The organism is Variovorax sp. YR634, assembly GCF_900106655.1.
Taxonomy (GTDB): Bacteria; Pseudomonadota; Gammaproteobacteria; order Burkholderiales; family Burkholderiaceae_C; genus Variovorax.
In genome coordinates this window covers 688156-710121 of record NZ_FNOL01000001.1, presented here as the reverse complement: position 1 = coordinate 710121, position 21966 = coordinate 688156, and the positions used below count along the sequence as shown (strand labels likewise).

24 protein-coding genes are annotated in these 21966 nt (G+C 66.3%); 6 read left to right on the top strand and 18 right to left on the bottom strand.

The genetic code is table 11. The features are described from left to right. Window position 1: 1 nt before the first annotated feature. Window positions 2–2194 (bottom strand): thiamine pyrophosphate-dependent enzyme, encoded by a 2193-nt coding sequence (locus BLV60_RS03285; protein ID WP_093049729.1) that lies wholly within the window; start codon window positions 2192–2194, stop codon window positions 2–4. A gap of 144 nt (window positions 2195–2338) precedes the next feature. Here BLV60_RS03285 and BLV60_RS03280 point away from each other — a divergent pair, with 144 nt between their 5' ends. Beyond that, entirely contained in the window at window positions 2339–2818 is a 480-nt protein-coding gene (locus BLV60_RS03280; protein WP_093049726.1) for a MarR family winged helix-turn-helix transcriptional regulator, read from the top strand. A gap of 22 nt (window positions 2819–2840) precedes the next feature. Here BLV60_RS03280 and BLV60_RS03275 read toward each other — a convergent pair whose 3' ends face one another. The 6 genes from BLV60_RS03275 to orn all read right to left on the bottom strand — a co-directional run bounded on the left by BLV60_RS03275 (window position 2841) and on the right by orn (window position 9549). Further along, the gene (locus tag BLV60_RS03275) at window positions 2841–3725 is read right to left on the bottom strand and encodes a quinone oxidoreductase family protein (RefSeq protein ID WP_093049723.1); all 885 of its coding nucleotides are present in this window, start codon (window positions 3723–3725) and stop codon (window positions 2841–2843) included. Continuing rightward, window positions 3722–4519, bottom strand: a complete 798-nt coding sequence (locus BLV60_RS03270; RefSeq protein WP_093049720.1) for an alpha/beta fold hydrolase — start codon at window positions 4517–4519, stop codon at window positions 3722–3724. Before BLV60_RS03270 ends, BLV60_RS03275 begins: the two co-directional genes overlap by 4 nt. Continuing rightward, a complete protein-coding gene (locus BLV60_RS03265; protein ID WP_093049717.1) occupies window positions 4516–5520 on the bottom strand; it encodes a 3-hydroxybutyryl-CoA dehydrogenase in 1005 nt (334 codons plus the stop codon). The genes BLV60_RS03270 and BLV60_RS03265 overlap by 4 nt, the downstream gene beginning before the upstream one ends. After that, the gene (locus tag BLV60_RS03260; protein ID WP_093049715.1) at window positions 5510–6583 is read right to left on the bottom strand and encodes an NAD/NADP-dependent octopine/nopaline dehydrogenase family protein; all 1074 of its coding nucleotides are present in this window, start codon (window positions 6581–6583) and stop codon (window positions 5510–5512) included. The genes BLV60_RS03265 and BLV60_RS03260 overlap by 11 nt, the downstream gene beginning before the upstream one ends. Window positions 6584–6796: 213 nt before the next feature. Then, on the bottom strand, window positions 6797–8698 hold the full coding sequence (locus BLV60_RS03255; RefSeq protein ID WP_093049712.1) for a DEAD/DEAH box helicase: 1902 nt from the start codon (window positions 8696–8698) through the stop codon (window positions 6797–6799). Window positions 8699–8952: 254 nt separating this feature from the next. After that, window positions 8953–9549 (bottom strand): oligoribonuclease, encoded by a 597-nt coding sequence (gene orn, locus BLV60_RS03250; protein ID WP_093049709.1) that lies wholly within the window; start codon window positions 9547–9549, stop codon window positions 8953–8955. A gap of 59 nt (window positions 9550–9608) precedes the next feature. On the opposite strand from orn, the gene BLV60_RS03245 reads away from it, so the two are divergent. Genes BLV60_RS03245 through rsgA form a run of 3 tightly spaced genes read left to right on the top strand, consistent with a single transcriptional unit; the run spans window position 9609 to window position 12215 of the window. Next, entirely contained in the window at window positions 9609–10868 is a 1260-nt protein-coding gene (locus BLV60_RS03245; protein ID WP_093049706.1) for a M48 family metallopeptidase, read from the top strand. 30 nt (window positions 10869–10898) lie between these two features. Further along, on the top strand, window positions 10899–11249 hold the full coding sequence (locus BLV60_RS03240) for a 4a-hydroxytetrahydrobiopterin dehydratase (protein ID WP_093049703.1): 351 nt from the start codon (window positions 10899–10901) through the stop codon (window positions 11247–11249). Between the two features lie 12 nt (window positions 11250–11261). Continuing rightward, window positions 11262–12215 (top strand): ribosome small subunit-dependent GTPase A, encoded by a 954-nt coding sequence (gene rsgA / locus BLV60_RS03235; RefSeq protein ID WP_093049700.1) that lies wholly within the window; start codon window positions 11262–11264, stop codon window positions 12213–12215. A 13-nt stretch (window positions 12216–12228) separates the two neighbouring features. Here the strand turns inward: rsgA and BLV60_RS03230 are convergent, their stop codons facing one another. From BLV60_RS03230 to rpsP, 8 genes are all read right to left on the bottom strand, one after another. Continuing rightward, a complete protein-coding gene (locus BLV60_RS03230; protein ID WP_093049697.1) occupies window positions 12229–13254 on the bottom strand; it encodes a hypothetical protein in 1026 nt (341 codons plus the stop codon). 14 nt (window positions 13255–13268) lie between these two features. Beyond that, window positions 13269–14360 carry a histidinol-phosphate transaminase gene (gene hisC / locus BLV60_RS03225; protein ID WP_093049694.1) on the bottom strand — a complete coding sequence of 364 codons (1092 nt, stop codon included), beginning with the start codon at window positions 14358–14360 and terminating at the stop codon, window positions 13269–13271. 19 nt (window positions 14361–14379) lie between these two features. Beyond that, window positions 14380–15381 (bottom strand): CobD/CbiB family protein, encoded by a 1002-nt coding sequence (locus tag BLV60_RS03220; RefSeq protein WP_093049691.1) that lies wholly within the window; start codon window positions 15379–15381, stop codon window positions 14380–14382. A gap of 62 nt (window positions 15382–15443) precedes the next feature. Continuing rightward, window positions 15444–16187, bottom strand: a complete 744-nt coding sequence (locus tag BLV60_RS03215) for a CoA pyrophosphatase (protein WP_093049688.1) — start codon at window positions 16185–16187, stop codon at window positions 15444–15446. A gap of 130 nt (window positions 16188–16317) precedes the next feature. Next, window positions 16318–16701 carry a 50S ribosomal protein L19 gene (rplS, locus tag BLV60_RS03210; protein WP_093049685.1) on the bottom strand — a complete coding sequence of 128 codons (384 nt, stop codon included), beginning with the start codon at window positions 16699–16701 and terminating at the stop codon, window positions 16318–16320. A 110-nt stretch (window positions 16702–16811) separates the two neighbouring features. Further along, the gene (trmD, locus tag BLV60_RS03205; protein ID WP_093049682.1) at window positions 16812–17558 is read right to left on the bottom strand and encodes a tRNA (guanosine(37)-N1)-methyltransferase TrmD; all 747 of its coding nucleotides are present in this window, start codon (window positions 17556–17558) and stop codon (window positions 16812–16814) included. A gap of 16 nt (window positions 17559–17574) precedes the next feature. Continuing rightward, on the bottom strand, window positions 17575–18129 hold the full coding sequence (rimM, locus tag BLV60_RS03200) for a ribosome maturation factor RimM (RefSeq protein ID WP_093049679.1): 555 nt from the start codon (window positions 18127–18129) through the stop codon (window positions 17575–17577). 15 nt (window positions 18130–18144) lie between these two features. Then, window positions 18145–18408, bottom strand: a complete 264-nt coding sequence (gene rpsP / locus BLV60_RS03195; RefSeq protein WP_093049676.1) for a 30S ribosomal protein S16 — start codon at window positions 18406–18408, stop codon at window positions 18145–18147. A gap of 179 nt (window positions 18409–18587) precedes the next feature. Between rpsP and BLV60_RS03190 the strand changes: the two genes are divergently transcribed. Both BLV60_RS03190 and BLV60_RS03185 read left to right on the top strand, forming a co-directional pair. Beyond that, window positions 18588–19112 carry a GNAT family N-acetyltransferase gene (locus BLV60_RS03190; protein WP_093049672.1) on the top strand — a complete coding sequence of 175 codons (525 nt, stop codon included), beginning with the start codon at window positions 18588–18590 and terminating at the stop codon, window positions 19110–19112. Continuing rightward, window positions 19109–19555: a TM2 domain-containing protein gene (locus BLV60_RS03185; RefSeq protein WP_093049669.1), complete on the top strand. Its 447-nt coding sequence runs from the start codon at window positions 19109–19111 to the stop codon at window positions 19553–19555. The genes BLV60_RS03190 and BLV60_RS03185 overlap by 4 nt, the downstream gene beginning before the upstream one ends. 3 nt (window positions 19556–19558) lie before the next feature. On the opposite strand, the gene BLV60_RS03180 is transcribed toward BLV60_RS03185, so the two are convergent. The 3 genes from BLV60_RS03180 to BLV60_RS03170 form a co-directional block, all read right to left on the bottom strand. Next, window positions 19559–20569 (bottom strand): inorganic phosphate transporter, encoded by a 1011-nt coding sequence (locus BLV60_RS03180; RefSeq protein WP_093049665.1) that lies wholly within the window; start codon window positions 20567–20569, stop codon window positions 19559–19561. A gap of 13 nt (window positions 20570–20582) precedes the next feature. Beyond that, window positions 20583–21227, bottom strand: a complete 645-nt coding sequence (locus tag BLV60_RS03175) for a DUF47 domain-containing protein (protein WP_012746613.1) — start codon at window positions 21225–21227, stop codon at window positions 20583–20585. Window positions 21228–21352: 125 nt separating this feature from the next. Beyond that, window positions 21353–21961 (bottom strand): trimeric intracellular cation channel family protein, encoded by a 609-nt coding sequence (locus tag BLV60_RS03170; protein WP_093049662.1) that lies wholly within the window; start codon window positions 21959–21961, stop codon window positions 21353–21355. Window positions 21962–21966 lie beyond the last annotated feature (5 nt).

Below are 21966 nucleotides of genomic sequence, written 5' to 3'. Positions count from 1 at the left end.
TTCAGAAGGCATAGGCTTCACGGCGGCGCGCTTCGCCGCGTTGCAGCCAGCCGATGACGGCGGCGCGCACTCGCTCGCGCAGCACGTCCCAGCGGCTGGGGTTGCTCACGATCTGGGCCTTGTAGAACGACGGGCACAGCACGGCGGCATGCGAGACCTCGCCGCACACACCGCAGCCCACGCAGCTGTCGAGCACAGTCGCGACGGGGTCGGTGCGCAGCGGATCGGGGTTGGGCTTGATCGACAGCGACGGGCAGCCCGACAGGCGAATGCAGGAGTGGTCGCCGGTGCATGTGTCGGAATCGACGCCGAACTTCTCGCGCACCATGCGCTTGCCGTCGGCAATGGCCTTGCGCACCAGCGGCTTCTCGCGGCGCTGCTTGTTGAGCATGCACTCCGACTGGGCGATCAGGACCTTGGGGCCCTTCTTCGTCGTGGTGAGTGCGTCTTTCAGCGCGTCGCGCATGCCTGCCACGTCGTAGGTGCGGCGCAGCGTCTTCACCCACTCCACGCCCACGCCGCGCACGGCGCGCTCGATTTCGTGGCCGGTGCTGCGCGTCTTGTTGACGGCGTGCGACGACAGGATGTCCTGCCCGCCCGTGGCCGAGGTGTAGTTGTTGTCTACGACGATGGTGAGGTTGTCGCTCTTGTTGAAGACCGCGTTCGCTACACCGCTGGTGAGGCCGTTGTGCCAGAAGCCGCCGTCGCCCATCATCGAGATCGCGCGCTTGCCGGCGGGTGCATTGAGCGCCGCGGCACCTGCGCCGCCCAGGCCGTAGCCCATGGTGGTGTTGCCGATGTTGAAGGGCGGCAGGATGGAGAACAGGTGGCAGCCGATGTCGGCGCTCACGTGGTGCGCTCCGAGTTCGCGCTCGACCAGCTTCATGGCGCTGAAGATGGGGCGCTCGGGGCAGCCGGTGCAGAAGCCCGGCGGACGGGCGTGGACTACCTCGCCCAATGCTGTCGACGGTTGCGCGGGCTCGGGTGCGGCATCGATGCCGATGGCCGCCACTTCCTTCAACGGAATCACCTTGCGCACCGGCGCTGGCACCGGCAGCGGTGCCAGGCGTTCGTAGCGCTCGCAGAAGCTGCGCGCGCCCTTGAGCAATTCGGAGGCGGTGTACTCGCCGGCCACCGGCAGCATGTCCTTGCCGTGCAGCGCAGTGGTCGAGCCGGCCTGGCGCAGGATGGTTGCCAGGTTCTGCTCGACGAAGTTGGGCTGCCCCTCTTCCACGACCATCACGGCGCGCTTGCCTTCGCAGAAGCGGATCACCTCGCTCTCGATGACGGGGTAGGCCACGTTCATCACATAGAGCGGCACCTGCGTGTTGCCGTACACGTCGGCCAAGCCCAGTCGCTCGAGGGCACGCAGCAGCGTGTTGTAGCTGCCGCCCTGCACGATGATGCCGATGTCGTCCACATCTTCGGAGAAGAACTCGTTGAGCTTGCGCTCCTCGATGAAGCGCACGGCAGCGGGCCAGCGGTCTTTCACCTTCTCTTGTTCATGCACGAAGCTCGCGGGCGGCAGCACGATACGGCTGACATCGCGCTGCGGGTTCTCGAGCGCGTCTTTCAGCGTGAACTTCGGGCGGCGGTTGTCGCCTGCAATGAAGTGGCCGTGCACGTGGCAGGCGCGAATGCGCAGCTGCAGCATCACCGGCGTGTTACTGGCCTCTGAAAGATCGAAGCCCTGCTTCACCGCATCGACGATGCTCGGCAGGTTGGGACGCGGATCGAGCAGCCAGATCTGCGACTTCATGGCGAAGGCATGGCTGCGCTCCTGCATGATCGACGAGCCTTCGCCGTAGTCTTCGCCGACGATGATGAGCGCGCCGCCGGTGACGCCGCCGGATGCCAGGTTGGCCAGCGCATCAGACGCGACGTTGGTGCCCACGGTCGCCTTGAAGGTGACGGCGCCGCGCAGCGGGTAGTTGACGGAGGCGGCCAGCGTGGCGGCGGCGGTGGCCTCGCTCGCGCTGTTCTCGAAGCGGATGCCCTGCTCGGCGAGGATGTCCTGCGCGTCGGCCAGCACGTCCATCAGGTGCGAAATGGGTGCGCCCTGGTAGCCCGCCACATAGGAAACTCCCGATTCGAGCAAGGCCTTGGTAACCGCCAGAATGCCCTCCCCACGGAAGACTTCCCCACCAGAAAGCCGCAGCTTCTTGACTTCTTCAACGAATGAACGCTCGGCCATCTGGGTCCTTGTTGTCTATCGTGGGACGATGAGCTTGGGGAGCTGCATCGCGGTTCATATAATGTTGACAAATGAATGTATCCACAATCATGAATTACCCTAGACATGCAAACAGCGTGCCCGCGGCGACTGTGAGGTGCCTTCATGGCTGAAGAACAACCCGTCGAATCGCATCGCTTCGTCGATGACTACCTGCCGGCACTGCTTGCGCAGGCCAGCCAGCTGATCTCCTCGGAGTTCCACGAGGTTGCGCGGCAGCAGGGCTTCTCCGTATCGGAGTGGCGCGTGATGGCATCGCTCGCCGGCAGCGAGCCGATCAGCATCGGCCAGCTCGCGCAGGTGACGGTGACCAAGCAACCCACGGTGACGCGGCTGCTGGACCGCATGGAATCACGCGGACAGGTCGAGCGCCTGCCCCACGAAAGTGATCGCCGCATCACGCTGGTGCGCATCACGCGCAAGGGGCTGAAGGCGGTCGAGCACCTGATGGAACTGGCACGCGACCATGAGCGGCGCGTGCTCGAACCCTTCGGGCTGCGACGCGCCGAAGAGCTCAAGCAGACGCTGAGGCAGATGATCGACCTGCACGTGCATGTGCCGGTCGAGGAGCCGCAAGAAGACTGAGCTTGCTCGCTCGCCTCTCCGCTCAGAGGCGGGGCACGAGGACGGCGCGGCCGCGGTGGCCGCGCTGTGCGATCCATTCAAGCGCGTGGGCTGCATCGGCAAATGCGAACGGCTGCACGTCGAGGTGCAGGCGGCCATCGGCCAGCCTCGCGAGCAATTCGGGCGCCGCTGCACGGCCGACGGCTTCACGTCGAAACATGTTGAGAGGCAACAGCGCAACATCGCGTTGCAGGAAGTGCGCGATGTCGAGCTGCAGCGTCGGGCCGGCGGTGTAGCCGACCAGCACGGCACGGCCGCCTGGCCGCACCGAAGGCAGGACCTTGGCGAGCACATCTCCGCCGACCGTGTCGATCAGCAGATCGGCGCTGGCAGCGGATGGCGGCGCGGCATCTGGGTTCACTGCCGTCACCGTGCATCCTGCGTCCCGTGCGAGTTGCATCACGAGCGAGCCGACGGCGCCGCTCGCGCCGGTCACGAGCACCTGCTCACCGGCCTGCAGCTTCGCGACTTCGTGCAGCGCCACCCATGCCGAGGTCGTGGGCGAGAAGAAAGCAGCGCCCAGCGCCATCGGCACCGCATCCGGCAACAGGCCCAGCGCTTCGTCGGGCGCATCGATCTGCTCGCACCAGGTGCCGTCGAAGAGCGTGCCGAGCCCGCTGCCGCGCAGCCACACGCGCTGGCCGACGGCATACCGTTCGCTTGCCATCACTACACCTGCAGCCTCCACGCCAGGCGTGTAGGGCAACGGAGGATGGCGAAGGAAACTGCCGCGCCACACTGTGCGATCGATGTGCCCGACCGTTGCGGCTTCCATGCGCACCAGGGTGCGGCCCGGCCGCGCGACAGGGTCGGCAATCTCCTCCAGCACGGGGATCGCATCGAATCCGTGAATGCGCACTGCCTTCACGGCAGCGTCTCCAGAAAATCGAGCACCGTACGCGCGAAGGCTTCAGGCATCTGGTCGGGCAGCGGCACCATGCCGCCTTCGATGTCGACGATGCGTGCTTGCGGCAGGTGGTGCTGCAGCTCCTCGGCATGCGGCGCCGCGAACGGGTCGGCGGTGGCGCGAACGATCAGCGTGGGCTGCGTGACGCGACTAATGCGCTCTTCCATGCGGTACGACGCGACGGCGCGATGGCCCTCTTCGACACGCTTGACCTTCAATGCATCGAGCACGAAGGCTTCGAGCAGGTCGGGACGTCCTAGCGGATAGAAACCTTGGCGCTTTTGCCACAGCGCTGCGAGGTGAGAGCCGTCTTCGCTCGGCGCGACTTCGTCGATGGGTGGACGTTGTGCTCGTGCCTTGCGAAAGGGCTCGTCGGTGTACGGCGTCGAAGACAGCACCAGGCTGCGAACGCGCTCAGGAAACGCTGCCGCGAGTTCGACCGCGATAACGCCGCCTGTGTGATGCCCCACCACGTCGGCCTGCGCGATGCCCAGCGCATCCAGCAGTTCACAGGCCACGCGTGCCCATTGCCCGATGCTCGCCGGCACTCCGCCGTCGGCCGAATCGCCGAAGCCGGCTGTGTCCATCGCAATGGTCCGACGATGCGCGCCGATCAACGGCAGCACTGCGCGGTACTCGGCCCAGCTGCGCGGCGACTGATGCAGCAACAGCACGGCCGGCGCCTGGTGGTCGCCGCACGCCGCGTAGTGCACCTGCCCCACCGACAGGTCGGCAAAGGCGCGGCGGATGCTCATGGCAAGGTCTCGTCCGCGGGCGCGCGCCAAAGGCCCGCATGCCGCAGTTCGCCGAGCGTGCGCGAGAGCACGTCACGCCGGTAGGCCGCGATGTCGCGGCCTTCGTAGTCGTAGAAGCCGCTGCCGCTCTTGAGGCCCAGCCGGCCCTGCTCGACCATGCGGCCGACGATGGCTGGCGCGGTGTAGCGGCCGGCGTCGAGCGAGGCCGACATCTCGCGGCTCGCGTGATGCAGGATGTCGCAGCCGCCGAAGTCGATGAACTCGACCACGCCCAGCGCGGCGAAGCGCAGACCCAGGCCGTAGCGCGTGGCCTTGTCGATTTCTTCGGCGGTGGCGGCACCTTCCTCGATCATTCGCGCGGCTTCGTTCATCACCAGCGCCTGCAGGCGCGGCACGATGTAGCCTGGCGAGGCACCGCAAACCACGGGCAGCTTGCCGATCTCTTCCATCAGCGTCTTGGTGCGGGCGAGCACGGCGGCGTCGGTGCCGGGGTGGCAGCTCAGCTCGACCACGGGGATCACGTAGGCCGGGTTGAGCCAATGCATGTTGAGGAAGCGCCCGGGCAGCCGCACCAATGACGCCAGCTGCGTCACGAGGATGCTGCTGGTGGTCGAGGTGAGGATCGCGTCGTCGCGGCAATGGCGGTTGAGCTGCTCGAAGGCCTCGCGCTTGGCTTCCATGGTTTCGGGGACGCCTTCGAACACGAGTTCGGCTGCGGCCAGCGCCTGCGGGGCGGCCGCGGCGTTGACGAAGTCCACGCGCGCGGCGATGCGCTCGATCTGCGATGCGTCGATCACGCCGAGTTGCGCGAGACCCGAGAGGCTGGCTTCGATCTCGGCCTTTGCTTCATCGCGCAGGCGCTGCCAGGCTTCGTCGCTGCGCGGGCGCAGGTCGATCAGCGAGATGCGATGGCCGGCATAGGCGAATGCGATGGCGATGCCGCGCCCCATGCGGCCCGCGCCGACCGCCGCGAACCGGGGGAGCGCGGCGTCATTCGCCATCGTGCAGCCTCTGCTTGAGTTGCGCCGCGCTCAGGTCGGCGAGGCCCAGGCTTTCGAAGGTGCGCGGCCCGCGCCGCAGGTCGCGCCCGAGAAAGCCGCCGACGATGGCCAGCAGGCCGTGGGCGATGGGTGCATCCACGCCCGCGTGGCGCGCGGCCGAAGCCAGAAAAGCCAGGCCGAGCTCGGTGTCTTCCGTGATGTAGCGGTGCGTGTGCAGGTCGATGTTCTCGCGCCAGTCGCCCGATTTGACGAGCTGCTTGTGCGCGTCGCCGTACATCCACTGGTCGTTGTTGTAGTGGTCGGCCAGCGGATAGTGCGGCGCGCCCTGCCCGAAGGCTTTTCGCACGGCGACGCGTTCCTGGTCGAGCCGGTCGGTCACGTCGCGCACGGCGCGCTGCGTGCCTTCGTTGTGGATGTCCCAGCGCTCGAAGTGCTGCAGCGGCGCGGCATTCATCACCATCAACGGCGGGTGGATGACGGGGCCGGCGTTCATCAGCGCGCCGGAGAGCGCATCGCCGCAGCCGTGCACGGACGGATAAGCCTTGCGGATCACCTCGATGGCTTGCGCCTCCTTGCGGGCCGGATAGACGCCGGTAGGCAGGCGGATGGCGCGGATGGTGACGTTGACTTCGCGCTCGCCGTGCTTGCGGGCCAGGTAAGGCAGGGTGCCGGTCTCGGCCCAGGCGACGTCGGCACGGCTGCCGGCCTTTTTCACCGTCTTGGCCATCACATAGCTGCCGAAGGTGCCCGGCGGCAGGAACACGATCTGCCCGTCAACCAGGTGCGGTGCCATCGCGAGTGCGATGTCGTGCTGGGCGATCGCGGGGGTGGGAATGACGATCAGCTCGGCGCCCTTCAGGGCTGCGCCGATGTCGGCGGTGGCCAGCGCAATGGGCACCTCGCGCGCGCCGTCGGCGTCCTTCAGCGTGATCGAGCCGGCACGCGCCAGCGGCTCGAGCGCCGCGGCGTCGCGGCGCCACAGGCGCACTTCATGGCCGGTTTCAGACAGGTCCGCAGCGGCCGCATAGGCGCCGTGGCCACCCCCAAGAATCGCAATTTTCATGTCGAAAGTCGAAAAACAGGTGTCGATGAACCGGCGGCCGCAGGACGGATCCGGGGAAATAATGCCTTATTACATTACTTTTCATCGATTCAGATGTCAATCAAATTCGATGTCACCTGACTGCTCGAAAACCCGAAATGAAAAAGCCCGCGTTCGTTAGAAGCGCGGGCTTTCTGGGGGCGAGGCGGCCGTCAGGCCGCTCGGGAAGCAGGATCAGCGGCTGGGCTTGAACGCGCGCTTTTGCGCGTCGCGGGGCACGAACACCTTGCCCGGGCCGCCATGACCGGCAGCACCATTGCCGCGGGGCGCGAAGCCCTCGCGCGGTGCAAAGCCGCCATCGCCGCGGCCACCGCCGTGACCGTGGCCGCCGCGCGGAGCGCTGTCGCCCCAGCCCGGCTTGCGGCCGTAGCCGGCACCGCCACCGTTGCCGCCTTCGTCACGGCCGCCGCCGAAACCGGCATTCTGGCCGCCCTGGAAACCACGCGGGCCTGGTGCGGCCGGACCACGCGAGTTGCGGTCGTTGAAGCCGCTGGCGCCGGCATAGCCGCCGTTGCCGCCGTTGCCGCCACCATTGCCGCCGCGGTAGCCACCGCCACCGCCGCCACCGAACTTGCGGTCGCGCGATTGGCTGTCACCACGGCCGCCGCGGAATTCGCCTTGCGGCGGACGCGATTGCGGCATGCGCTGTTGCGGCTCCATGCCCGGCACCACTTCGGCCTTGAACTGCTGGCGGCTGTAGTGCTCGATGTCCATGATCTTGCGGCGATCGCGGAACTCGGCGAACGTGACGGCCAGGCCGTCGCGGCCGGCACGGCCGGTGCGGCCGATGCGGTGGGTGTAGTCCTCGGCCTTCATCGGCAGGCCGAAGTTGAAGACGTGGGTGATGGTCGGCACGTCGATGCCGCGGGCGGCAACGTCGGTGGCCACCAGGATCTGCACCTGGCCCTGGCGCAGCGCCATCAGGCGGCGGTTGCGCAGGCCCTGGCTCAGGGCGCCGTGCAGCGCCACGGCGCTGAAGCCTTCTTGCTGCAGGTCGTTGGCAAGGCCGTCGCACTCGACTTGCGTGCTCGCGAACACGATCGCCTGGTTGATGCTGGTGTCGCGCAGCCAGTGGTCGAGCAGCTTGCGCTTGTGCTGGCTGTTGTCGGCCCAGAACAGCACCTGCTTGATGTTGGCGTGCTTTTCCTGCGGGCTGTCGATGGTGATGCGCTGCGGTTCGCGCATCACGCGCTGGGCCAGCTGCTGGATGCGCGGCGCGAAGGTGGCGCTGAACATCATCGTTTGCTGGCGCTCGATGGTGAGCTGGTTGACTTCGGCCAGGTCGTCGGAGAAGCCGAGGTCGAGCATGCGGTCAGCTTCGTCGACCACCAGGAACTTGACCTGGTCGAGCTTGAGTTGCTGCGAGCGTTGCAGGTCGAGCAGACGGCCGGGCGTGGCAACCACGAGGTCGGCGTTCTGCAGCTTGGCAATCTGCAGTTGGTAAGGCATGCCGCCCACCACGTTGGCGATGCGCAGGCCGCGGCAGTGGCGAACCAGTTCGATGGCGTCGTGCGCGACTTGCTGCGCGAGTTCGCGCGTCGGGCACAGGATCAGGGCGCCGGGCGTGGCGGCCTTGAAATGACGGGCGTTGGTCGGATCCTTGCGCTTCGGCTTCTTGGGCGGGGCTTCGCCGCGGGCAGCAGCTTCGGCGGCCAGGCGCTGGAACTCGGCCTTGGCTTCGGCTTCTGCCTCGGCCTGGCGCTTGAGCAGCGTGTGCAGCACGGGCAGCAGGAAGGCGGCGGTCTTGCCGGAGCCGGTCTGGCTCGAAACCATCAGGTCGACGAAGCGGGCAGCGCCCTCTTCGCCCATGGCGATCGGCACGACCTTTTCCTGCACGGTGGTGGGCTGGGTGAAGCCCAGGTCAGCCACGGCGGCGATCAGCTCGGGCGCCAGGCCCAGCTTGATGAAGCCGTTGGGCTTGGCGGGCTCTTCGGCCGCGGCAGCTTCGGGGGCAGCCGCATCCAGCGCCTCGAGGATGGGCGCCTCGGACATGGTGTCCGTGGCGGCGGTGAATTCGTTGTGGGTAGCGGATTGCACAGGCGCGAACTCGCCCTGCGCTTCAAAAGCGTCGGTCATGAATATCAATCTCAAACGCGAGCGCTGCCGTAGGCGGCGCCCCGTTGGTGGTTAAAAACATCAACCATCCAACGACATTCAACTTCGGGCTGACGCCTGAGGTTGCGGCCCTTTTTGATCAGCGAATGCGATCGGGCGCGGTGTGCAAGATAGGGAGATGCAAGAGACGCTGGCCGGGCTTGAAATACCTTCCCGATCAGCGAAGCCTGCGATTATGGCATGGATTCGGGTTTTTACCTAATCCCCGGCTTTACTCAATCCGTCAGGCGCAAAAAGGTCTCGCGGTAGTGCGCCAGTTCCTCGATGGATTCGTGCACATCGGCCAGCGCGGTATGCGCCTGCTGCTTCTTGAAGCTGCTGTAGGCCGTGGGTTTCCAGCGCTTGGCCAGCTCCTTGAGGGTGCTGACGTCCAGGTTCCGATAGTGGAAGTACGCCTCCAGCTTGGGCATGTACTTGACCAGGAAGCGCCGGTCCTGCCCGATGGTGTTGCCACACATGGGCGAGCCGCTGCGCGGGATGTATTTGGCGATGAATTCCAGCAGTTGCTGCTCGGCGGCGGCTTCGTCGAGGGTGGATGCCTTGACCTTGTCGATCAGGCCGCTGCGGCCGTGGGTGCCCTTGTTCCAGGCATCCATAGCGTCGAGCACGGCGTCGCTCTGGTGAATGACGAGCACGGGGCCGTCGATGACGGGCGTGAGGTCGGGGCCGGTAACGACCACGGCGATTTCGAGCAGGCGCTCTTTTTCGGGGTCGAGGCCGCTCATTTCGCAGTCCAGCCAGACCAGGTTCTGGTCGCTTTTCTTCAGGCTGGGCACAGCTGCGGGGGGCGTCGGGTCAAGGGATTCAGGCATCGCAGGATTGTCGTCGAAGGGCTGCGCCCCCAGATAGCGGGGACTAAACTCGCCGCTCCATGTCCTATTCGCTCATCTTCACCATCGCCTTTGCGGCCGCATTGGTTGCAGGCCTGCTCGTGAAGTTCTGGCTGGCCACGCGGCAGGTGCGCCATGTGGCGCAGCACCGCGGCATCGTGCCGGCCGCTTTCGCGCAGACCATCACCCTCGCCGCCCACCAGAAAGCGGCCGACTACACCATCGCCAAGGCGCGCTTCGGCCTGGTCGAGATGGCCTGGGGCGCAGCGCTGCTTCTGGGCTGGACCTTGCTCGGCGGCCTCGACGTGCTCAACAAGCTTCTGCTGGCGTGGATCGGCGGCGGCATGGCGCAGCAGCTGGCATTGCTGGCAGCCTTCGCGGCCATCGGCGGCCTGCTCGAACTGCCCTTCACGCTCTGGCAGACCTTCAGGCTCGAAGAGCGCTTCGGCTTCAACAAGATGACCTGGAAGCTCTGGCTGGCCGACACGCTCAAGTCGACGCTGCTGGGCGCGGTGATCGGCCTGCCGATCGCAGCGTTGATCCTCTGGCTCATGGGCGCGGCCGGGCAGCTGTGGTGGTTGTGGTCCTGGGGCGCGTGGATGGGATTCAACCTGCTGCTGATGCTGATCTACCCGACCTTCATCGCACCGCTGTTCAACAAGTTCAAGCCGCTCGACGACCCGACGCTCAAGGAGCGCGTGACGGCATTGATGAAGCGCTGCGGCTTCGCGGCCAAGGGCCTGTTCGTGATGGACGGCAGCACGCGCAGCGCCCATGCCAACGCCTATTTCACCGGCTTCGGCGCCAGCAAGCGCGTGGTGTTCTACGACACGCTGCTGCGCCAGCTCAACGCCGGCGAGGTCGAGGCCGTACTCGCGCACGAACTGGGACACTTCAAGCACCGCCATATCGTGAAGCGGCTGGTCGCGATGTTCGCCCTGAGCCTGGCTGGCTTCGCGCTGCTGGGCTGGGTGTCGACGCAGGTCTGGTTCTACACGGGCCTGGGCGTGCAGCCCAACATGACGGCACCCAACAGCGCGCTGGCGTTGCTGCTGTTCATGATTGCCGTGCCGGTGTTCGGCTTCTTCGTTGCTCCGCTGCCCGCACGACTGTCGCGCAAGCACGAGTTCGAGGCCGACGCCTACGCAGTGGCGCAAACCAGCGGCGCCGACCTGTCGGCCGCCCTGCTCAAGCTCTACCAGGACAACGCGTCGACGCTCACGCCCGATCCGGTGTTCGTCAAGTTCTACTATTCGCACCCGCCGGCTTCAGAGCGCCTTGCGCGCATGACGGCCGCCTGACCCGACCCCCTCATTTCGAAGAAGCCCATCATGAGCAGCATGTTCAAGCCCAAGGACTGGAAGAACCTCCCTCCCCGCAAGGCGCTGAGCGCCACCGAGATCGTGGCCGGCCTGGCGCGCCTCGACGGCTGGATGCTCACCGGCGACGGCGCCAACGTCGCCATCGAGAAAACCTTCAGCTTCGCCAACTACTTCGAGACCATCGCCTTCGTGAACGCGCTGGCTTTCGTGGCGCACACGCAAGACCACCACCCCGACCTGGCGGTGCACTACAACCGCTGCGTAGTGCGCTTCAACACGCACGACGTGGGCGGCCTGTCGGTCACCGACTTCGACTGCGCCCGCCAGGCCGACGCGCTGGTCGCGCCCCCCGCCGCATGACGGAACGAGCCCTTGGCTAAGCCCGGCCGCGCCGCGCCCGCAGCCGCTGCTGCGAAGGCACTCCACGAGGGCCTTGTCGTTGCCAGCCACGGGCGTCATTGCCTCGTCGAAACGCCCACGGGCGAGCGGCTAATCTGCCACCCGCGCGGCAAGAAGAGCCAGGCCGTGGTCGGCGACCGCGTGCACTGGCAGGCCAGCGAGGACGAAGGCACCATCGAGCAGGTGCTGCCGCGGCGCAACCTGTTCTATCGGCAGGACGAGATTCGCACCAAGTCGTTCGCGGCCAACCTCGACCACGTGCTGATCCTGATCGCGGCCGAGCCGGAGTTTTCCGAACATCAGCTGGCTCGCGCGCTGATCGCGGCGGAGGCCGAGCGCATTACGCCGATCATCGCGCTCAACAAAAGCGACCTTGTCGAGCCCTTCGAGCGCGCATGGACCAAGCTGGCACCCTACCGCCGCATGCACCACGGCGTGCTGCCCCTGTCGCTGAAGGCGTCAGGCGAGGCGGACTACGCCTCGCTTATGAAGCTTCTGGCCGGCAAATCCACGCTGGTGCTCGGTCCGTCCGGATCGGGCAAGAGCACGCTGACCAATCTGCTGGTGCCGGGCGCGACCGTGCTGACCCAGGAGATTTCGCAGGCGCTGAATTCGGGCAAGCACACAACCACGAGCACCACCTGGTACTGGATCGATGAAGCCCGCACCACCGGCCTGATCGACTCGCCGGGCTTCCAGGAGTTCGGCCTGAACCACATCGCGCCGATGCAGCTCGCCGGGCTCATGCCGGACATCGCCGAGCATGCGAACGACTGCAAGTTCTACAACTGCACGCATCTGCACGAGCCGGGCTGCGGCGTGATTGCGAACGTGGAAACAGCGAGCAGCGGACCGGGCGCCATCAGCGCGAGCCGCTACAAGATTTATGGCGAGCTGTTTGCCGAGTTGAGCCAGAAGCGGTACTGACCGAAAGGCAGCTTCAGCCGAGCCAGATGCGGTAGGACTTCCAGGTCGGGTCGAAGACAAGGTCCAACGTCACCGGCAGGTCCATGTCGTCCTGCAGCGATTGAGCATGCGAAATCGCTGCCTCAGGGTCGGACACCTGGAAGTGGACGGTGCGAACGCCCTCCTCCAACACCACGTGCGTGCAGCAGCCTGCTTCGTGCGTCTGCAGCCGCGCCGTCAGCCGGTCTTCGTAGACGCGTGCCTCTTCCAACTCCTCACCCGATTCGACCGGCACTGCCGTCGACAGGCGATGGCACAGGTCGGCGCGCCCCACCAGGGCAGTGGCCGCGTCATTGCGCATGACGATCACCTCGATCTCGCGGTCGTCCTCGGCCGTGCGCGTCGCGTTCATGCCCGACCAGGCGTGTTCACCCTGGGGAAACACACCGGTGTGGCCGAGTTCGTCGCGCCAGCAGGCGTCGAACACGGGCACGAAATCGTCGAGCGGCACGCCATCGAAATCCGCGTGCGCGTCGGCCTCGACGTAGTCGACCGCCCCGACCTTCACCGCGAAGTCGTACTCGCCCAGGATATGGTCGAGCATGATGAGGCTCATGTGGCGCGCATGGTCCTGCATGTCCATCGGGATGGGCTTGGCGAAGCCGATCTCCAGCGCCACCCGCCCCCGGTAGAGCTCGTGCTTCACAAGGACTTCGGAGCTTGCCAATTCGAAGTCGTTCATGCGCATGCCGAAGCCATCGCTCGAACGCTGACGAAAGGCTTCCACCTCGACCTGCGGCAGCTTGGGGCTGCTTTGCACCAGCGCCATCAGATCCTCGAAGTCGTCTACCGAACCGTGCGCCGTCAGCACCAGCTTGAACTCGGGCGGCTCGCCAGCCACTTCGGCCGCCAGCCGCGGAAAGAAGGGTTCGAGCAGTTCGTTCAACCCTTCCATCAATTCGCGAGCGGGCAAGGCGCGCAGGCTCTCGAGCTGGGCGCTCACTGCTTGCCAGAAGCCTGTGCAGGCCGCTGTGCGCGGATCGGTGTCGTGGGTCGGCATCGCCAGGGGTTCCTTCAGGGGTTTGGAGTGAGGATGTCCTGCAGCCGCTGGACCAGCGTGCTGCATTGCTCGCGCGTGCCGATGCTGATGCGCAGGTACTGCGCGATGCGCGGCTGTTTGAAATGCCGCACCAGCACCGCACGCTCGCGCAGCAGGGCCGCCAGTTCGGCAGCGTCGCGCTGCGGATGGCGTGCGAAGACGAAATTGGCCTGCGACGGCAGCACCTCGAAGCCCAGGTCTTCGAGCTGCAGGCCGAGGCCCTCCCGGGTGTCGACGATCTTGTCGCGGGTGCTGCGAAACCAGTCTTCGTCTTCGAGCGCGGCGACGGCGCCGGCCGAGGCCAGCCGGTCGAGCGGGTACGAGTTGAAGCTGTCCTTGACGCGCACCAGCGCGTCGATGAGGTGCGCCTGGCCGCAGGCAAAGCCGACCCGCAGGCCAGCCAGCGAACGCGACTTGGAGAGGGTCTGCACCACGAGCAGGTTCGGGTGCTTGTCGATCAGCGGCAACGCACTCTCGCCACCGAAATCGACGTATGCCTCGTCGACCAGCACCACGCGATCGGGGCAGGCTTCGAGCAGTTGCTCGATGCGCGACAGCGGCAGGCCGATGCCGGTCGGCGCGTTCGGATTCGCGATGACGATGCCTGCGCAACCTTGGCGGGCACGCGCTGCAAGGGCGTCGACATCGATGCGCAGGCCCTCGTCCACCGGCTGCTGCTCGCAGACGATGCCGTACAACTGCGCGTAGACCTTGTAGAAGCTGTAGCTCACGTCGGGCATCAGCAGCGGCTCGGCCTGCTGGAAGAACGCGAAGAAGGCGTGCGCGAGCACTTCGTCCGAGCCGTTGCCCGCGAACACTTCGTCGACCCGCAGGCCATGCCGCCGCGCTACCGCTTCACGCAGCACAAGCGAGGTGGGGTCGGGATAGCGCTCCAGGCCGTTCTCGGCCGCACGCCGGATGGCCTCGATGGCGACCGGCGACGGCGGATACGGGTTCTCGTTGGTGTTGAGCTTGACGAGGTTCGCGATGCGCGGCTGCTCGCCGGGCACGTAGGGTTCGAGCGCGCCGATGCGCGGGCTCCAGAAGGCCGGCACGGGATGTGTCATGGTTCGTTCGCCGCTTCGCTCAGCCGAGCAGGCGAGCCAGGGTGAGCAAGGCCAGCAGCACCATCCACATCACGACCGAGCGCCAGACCAGACCCACCACACTGCGCAGGTGGCCGGGCTCGGGCTCGCGCCCCGGCGTGCTGCCGGTGTCGGTGCGACGGCCGTCGGCCAGCGATTCGCCGGCCTGGGCGCGCGGCAGCGGGTCGGTGACCGGAATCGGGCGCAACGAACCACCGCCCAGGCGCACATTGACCGCGCCCGACGTGGCCGCGAGGATCACACCGTCGTTCTCATTGGGAAAACGCTGTGCGTCATTGCGCCAGCAATCGATCGCTTCCTCGAAGCTGCCGACCACCGCGAAACCCAGCGCCGTGATGCGCGCGGGCAGCCAGTCGATCATGTGCCAGGCGCGGTCTGCGGCCTGTTGCACAGAAACACTCGACGGCTGCACGGCAGCGCCGTTCTTGTGCGCCCAGTAGCGCGAGACGAACTCGCTCATGCGATAGAACACCGCGCCCGCCGGCCCAAGACCGATGGCCGCAACGATCGAGAACCACGCGAGCACGCCGAACACATGGCGGTGCGCTGCGATCACCGAATGCTCGATCACGTGGCGCACGATCTCGCTGCGCGGCAGGTTGGCAGCATCCACGCCCTGCCAATGCGCGAGCAGCGAGCGCGCGAGCGGCTCGTCGCCTTCGTCGAGCGCATCGCGGATGTCGGTGAAGTGGTGGCTGAACTGCCGGAAGCCCAGCGTGACGTAGAGCACTGCAATGCTCCAGAGCACCGCGAACGGCAGGCCGAGCGTGAGCACCAGCAGCCAGTGCACGCCCAGCGCGCCGAGCGTGGGCACGAACACCGCGAGGCCCCAGGCGATCCATCCGTGATGCGGCTTGCCCGCGTCGAAGTTGCGGCTGGTCCAGCGTGTCCACGCCAGCACCGCGCCGTACACGGGGTTGTGCGGGCCCAGGGGCCGCACCTGCTCGATCAGCAGCGCGCACAGGATGGCAAAAAAGCTCATCCTTCGATGATAGCGAGAGCGCCTGAAGGTTCAGGCCATCTTCATTCGAGCCGCGGATTCAGTCAGGCCGCGAGGAAACGATAGAGATTGCGCAGCATGCCCGCAGTCGCGCCCCAGACGAAGCGCTCGTCGGGCCCGTCCTGGTAGGGCATCGAGTACCACTGGCGCCGGGTGCCATCGGGTGCGGGCACGGTGTGGTGGCGGTGATTGGCCGGGTCCATCAGCCATGCGAGCGGCACCTCGAAGGCTTGCGCGACCTCATAAGGATTGATGGTGAGCTCGAAGTCAGGTTGCACCAGCGCAACCACCGGCGTCACGATGAATGAGGTCACCGTCGTGTAGGTCGGCAGGTTGCCCAGAACCTCGATGTATTGCGCCGAGAGGCCGACCTCCTCCCAGGCCTCGCGCAAAGCGGCAGCCGCGATGTTGGCGTCCTCCGGGTCGACGCGGCCACCGGGAAACGCAACCTGCCCCGAATGCGTCGACAGATTCGAGGTCCGCTCGGTCAGCAGCACGGTCGCGCCCTGGGGGCGTTGCACGATCGGCACCAGCACCGCAGCCTGCGCGGGGACACGGTCGGTCATCCGCGGATCACGCCGCAGCTCCGGCGTCCAGGCAGGCGGTGTCGCGAAGCGGGCTCGCAACGCCTGCGCCGTCAGCTGCACGGCCGACACCGCCGGCAATCCCTCGACTCCTCCGGCCACAAACGGCACTTTGCGCGGGTCGAACTGCAGCAGCGTGGGCGGCGCCACGGCGTTGACGGGTTCGACGGATGCGGCCTGCAGAGGAATGGATGAGTTGGTCAAGAGATGAAACGTACCTGAGGCGGAGGAAAGAAAGAAGTAGAGCGGAAAAAAGGAAGGTTGTCGCTGAGCGGGGGCAACAATGCAAAAAGCCGCCAGAGCGGCGGCTTTTCTTGCACGGCAGGCGGACTGCTTACTTGGCAGCCGCTGCAGCCGTCGACTTGCTCGGCAGCTTTTCCTTGATGCGTGCCGAACGGCCGCTGCGGTCGCGCAGGTAGTACAGCTTGGCGCGGCGCACATCGCCACGGCGCTTGACTTCGATAGCGGCGATCAGCGGGCTGTAGGTCTGGAACGTACGCTCCACGCCTTCGCCGCTGGAGATCTTGCGCACGGTGAAGCCGCTGTTGAGGCCACGGTTGCGCTTGGCGATCACAACGCCTTCGTAGGCCTGCACGCGCTTGCGGGTGCCTTCGACGACGTTCACGCTGACGATGACCGTGTCACCGGGCATGAAATCGGGGATGGTCTTGCCGAGACGGGAGATTTCTTCCTGCTCGAGGGTCTGGATGAGGTTCATGATTTCCTGAAAGTCGATCGTGTCGGGCTACACAAAAGGCGCCTTTGGCTTTCACGGGATGACCGGGAAAAGACCGGGCGCGGCCGGGCAGAGGATCGGGGAACCGGGGATTATAGCTTTTTTTTCAGCGCGGCCTCATCGGCTCTGCCAAGACGCCCCGCTGCGCGGGCTGCGTCGATCAGGTCGGGGCGCCGTGCGGCCGTGATGGCCAGCCGCTGGTCACGCCGCCAGCGCTCGATCTGCGCATGGTGGCCCGAGAGCAGCGGCGCCGGCACGCCCTGCCCGTTCCATTGCTCGGGCCGTGTGTAGTGCGGGCAGTCGAGCAGGCCGTCGAGCGCGGGATTGAAGCTGTCCTGCACGTGGCTGGCCTCGTCGCCGAGCACACCCGGCTGCAGCCGGGCCACGGCGTCGAGCAGCGCCATGGCCGCGATCTCGCCGCCGGAAAGCACGAAATCGCCGAGGCTGATCTGGTGGGTGACGCGCGCGTCGATGAAGCGCTGATCGATGCCTTCGTAGCGGCCGCAAATCAGCACCGCGCCTTCGCTGGCCGACCACTTCTCGACCGCCTCATGGCGCAGCGCCTCCCCGATCGGAGAAAACAACACGACGGGCGCCTGCGCCCCGCGTTCAGCCAGCGCCGCATCAAGGCAGGCCGCCAGCGGCTCCGCCATCATCACCATGCCTGGGCCGCCACCAAAGGGGCGATCGTCCACGCGCTTGTAATTGCCCTGCGCAAAATCACGCGGATTCCAGAAGACGACTTCGACCTGCTTCGACTCGTAGGCACGGCGCGTCACGCCGCTGGCCATGAAAGGAGCGAACAGTTCAGGAAAAAGCGTGAGGACGTCGAAGCGCATGCGCGCAAGGTCCGGATCAGAAATCGGGTTGCCAGTCGACCGTGATGAGACGGCCGGGCAGGTCGACCTTGTCGACGAAGACCGAGACGAAGGGCACCATGCGCTCGATGGCCTTGCCGTCTTCTTCGGCGGTGAGCACCAGCGTGGTCTGCGGGCCGGTTGCGAGCAGCTCGCGCACGGTGCCGAGCACCACGCCTTCGCGGTTGACCACCGACAGGCCGATCAGGTCGACCCAGTAGTACTCGTCGTCACCAGCCGTAGGAAAGCTCGAGCGCGGCACGAACACGCGCGCGCCACGCAGCGCCTCGGCCGCATTGCGGTCGGGCACGTCCTCGGATGTGGCGACGATGCAGTCGGAATGTTCTTTGGCCTCGCGGATCGCGAGCCGGAAAGCGGTGCTTGCCGAGGCTCCGGGAGCCTGCAGGAACCAGCGCTTGGAAGAAAAAAGCGCCTCGGGCTGGGCGCTGTGGGGCAGGACCTTGAACCAGCCCTTGATGCCCCAGGCATCGGCGATGCGCCCTACTTCAATCGCATCCGCCGGCAATTCGGCGGTTTCGAGTGCGGGCAGCATCGCCGTGCGGACGGCTTAGGCCGCCGCCTTGGGAGCTGCCGAGGCAGCTTGACGGATCAGGCGCAGAACGGTGGGCGAAGCTTGTGCGCCGACGCTCTTCCAGTAGGCCAGGCGGTCCTGGGCGATACGGATGCTTTCTTCGTTTTCCTTGGCGGTCGGGTTGTAGAAACCCAGGCGCTCGATGAAACGGCCATCGCGGCGAACGCGCTTGTCCGACACGACGATGTTGAAGAACGGACGGCCTTTGGAGCCGCCGCGGGAGAGTCGAATGACGACCATGATTTATCCTTGGGTGGTCAGCAGGCCTTATGGATGAAGAAGAGGCCCGCTCACAATGTTCTTCCAGCGTCGAGACACGCGACATGGCCACCCGGCCAGCGACACGCTGAAAAGCCCGCGATTATAGCCCGACCCGCGTTTTCTCCGAATTCCGGCCTTGCGCCACCCGTTTCCACCGCATGCCCCTCACCATCCGCCCCAGCCGCGACGAAGACGTCGAGGCCATCGCCGCCATCTACGCCCACCACGTGCTGCACGGCACCGGCACCTTCGAAACAGAGCCTCCTTCCCCCGCCGACATGGCCGCCCGCCGGGCCGACGTACTGGGCAAGAACCTGCCGTATCTGGTTGCCGAAGAAAATGGCGAAGTGTTGGGTTTTGCCTACTGCAACTGGTTCAAGCCGCGCCCGGCCTACCGTTTTTCGGCCGAAGACTCGATCTACATGTCGGAGTCAGCACGCGGCAAGGGTCTGGGCGCCAAGCTGCTGGCAGCGCTGTCGCAGGCTGCCGAGGCGGCCGGCGTGCGCAAGCTGATCGCGGTGATCGGCGATTCGGCCAACGCCGGCTCCGTCGGCGTGCACCGCAGCCAGGGCTTCACGCATGTGGGCGTGCTGAAAGACTGCGGCTGGAAGTTCGGCGAATGGCGCGATGTCGTATTGATGGAAAAAGTGCTCGGCGAAGGCAGCACCACCAAACCCGAATGAAAAACAAGACTGTTGCCGCCTGGCTCTCCTTCCTGGGCGGCCCGCTCGGCCTGCACCGCTTCTACCTGCGCGGCATGGGCGACTTGCTCGGCTGGCTGCTGCCCATTCCCACGGCGCTGGGCATCTACGGCATCGAGCGCGTGCGCATGTACGGCGTGGACGACGGCGTTAGCTGGGCGCTGATCCCGCTGCTGGGCTTCACCATCGCAGGCTGCGCGTTGATGGCCATCATCTATGGCCTCATGACGCCCGAGAAGTGGAATGCCCGCTTCAACGCCAGCGCGCCGGCCGACGCGGAACCCGGCCGCACGAACTGGTTCACCATCGGTGCCGTCGTGCTCTCGCTCTTCTTCGGCAGCACGATCCTGATGGCCAGCATCGTGTTCAGCTTCCAGCGCTACTTCGAGCACCAGGTCGAAGAGGGCCGGAAGATCTCGCAGTAGCCGTCAGAACAGCTGGATGCTAATCCAGTAGGCAATCGCCGCCACGAACGCCGAGGCCGGGATCGTGAAGATCCACGCCCATACGATGTTCCCCGCCACGCCCCAGCGCACCGCGCTCGCGCGCTGCGTCGAGCCGACACCGACGATGGCGCCCGTGATGGTGTGCGTGGTCGACACCGGAATGCCCAGCGCCGTCGCCAGGAACAGCGTCAGCGCCCCGCCCGTCTCGGCGCAGAAGCCGCCCACGGGCTTGAGCTTGGTGATCTTCTGGCCCATCGTCTTCACGATGCGCCAGCCGCCGAACATCGTGCCCAGCGCAATCGCGGCGTAGCAGCTCACGATGGTCCAGGTCGGCGGATTCGCGTCGCCGGCATTGGCGTAGCCGGTGGCGATCAGCAGCATCCAGATGATGCCAATGGTCTTCTGCGCGTCGTTGCCGCCGTGGCCCAGGCTGTAGGCGCCGGCCGAAACCAGCTGCAGCCGGCGGAACCAGCGGTCCACGCGCGACGGCGTGGCGCGCCGGAAGCCCCAGGCCACCACGACCATCATCATCGAACCGAGCAGGAAGCCCAGCAACGGCGACACGAAGATGAAGGCCACCGTCTTCCAGATGCCCGAGGCCACCAGGCCACTGGTACCGGTCTTGGAGATCACCGCGCCCACGATGCCACCGATCAGCGCGTGCGACGAGCTGCTCGGAATGCCGTAGTACCAGGTCACGAGGTTCCAGCTGATGGCACCCACGAGCGCACCGAACACCACGTGCACGTCGACCACCCCCGGCTGGGCGATGCCCTTGCCCACGGTGGCGGCCACGCTCAAATGGAAGATGAAGATCGCGATCAGGTTGAAGAAGGCCGCAAACACGACGGCCTGCCCCGGCTTGAGAACCCCGGTGGACACCACCGTCGCAATCGAATTGGCGGCGTCGTGGAACCCGTTCATGAAGTCGAACAGGATCGCCAGCGCGACCAGCACTATCACCACCCAGAGGGCGACCTGAACCGTTGCCATCAGCGCTGCCCGCTCAGGAATTCTCGAGGACGATGCCCTCGATCACGTTGGCCACGTCCTCGCACTTGTCGGTGATCGTCTCGAGCAGCTCGTAGATCGCCTTGAGCTTGATCACCTCGCGCACGTCGGGCTCTTCGCGGAACAGCTTGCTCATGGCGCTGCGCATCACGCGGTCGGCGTCCGATTCGAGGCGGTCGATTTCCTCGCAGGTCTTCAGCGTGGCCTCGGCCACAGCCGGGTCGGCGATCTTGCCGAGGAACTTGACGGCGTCCTTCAGGCGGTCGCAGCACTTCACGCTCAGTGCCGTGAGGCGAACGATCTCGTCGGTCATGTGGCGCACGTCGTACAGCGCCATGGTCTCGGCCGAGTCCTGGATCAGGTCGGCCACGTCGTCCATCGTGTTGATGAGCTTGTGGATCTGCTCGCGGTCGATGGGCGTGATGAAAGTCTTGTGAATCAGCCGGTTGACGTCGTGCGTCACGCGGTCGGCGGCGCGCTCGGCGTTGTCGACGTCGCGGTTGTACTGCTCGCGCAGGTGCACGTCGCTGTAGTTGGCAACGAGCTGCTCGAAGGCCCTCGCCGCCTCCACGATGCGCTCGGCGTGCTGGTTGAACATCTCGAAGAAATTGCCCTCGCGGGGCAGCAGCTTGCCGAACATGAAAACTCCAGGGGAGCGCCAATCACAGTTTCATGACGCCTTGATGAAAAACCGGCGAAGTTTAACGGGCGCGCGGGCCCTGCCCGGCCGGGCAGGCTTTTCGGGGCTGCCGGAACACCCGACTTTCAGGCCGGCAAGCGCAGCACCGGCAGGTGCCAGCCGCCGTAGATTCCGCCCAGGCGGAGCGCCACGATCAGCAGCACGCCAGCATGAAAAGCCCAGCGCCGCGGCGTTCCGGCCGCCTGCAGCAGCAGGTAGGCCGCAATGCCCGCGATGGCGGCCGAGCCGTAGATGCCGCTGCTCAGCAGCAGCGGAACGCGGGCGGTGAACACATCGCGCAGCAGCCCACCGGCCGCGCCGGTCATGGTGCCGACCAGCAGCACGATGACGGCCGGCAGGCGCCGCTCCTCGGCCACCTGCGCACCGGTGATGGCGAACAGGCCGAGCCCCAGGGCGTCGGCAACGGCCAGCGCATGCTCCGGCACTGGCAACAGGTGCACCCAGACGATGGTGAGCGCCGCAGCCGCGAGGATCACGTAGACATACCGGGTGTCGCGGATCCAGAACACCGGATGGCGGTCGAGCAGCAGGTCGCGCAGCGTGCCGCCGCCCACCGCGGTGACCGAAGCGATCACCACCACGCCCAGCCAGTCGAGGCCCGCATGGCCGGCCCCCAGCGCCCCACTGACCGCGAAGACCGCCACGCCGGCGAGATCGAGGACGTAGAGCAGCACAGCCT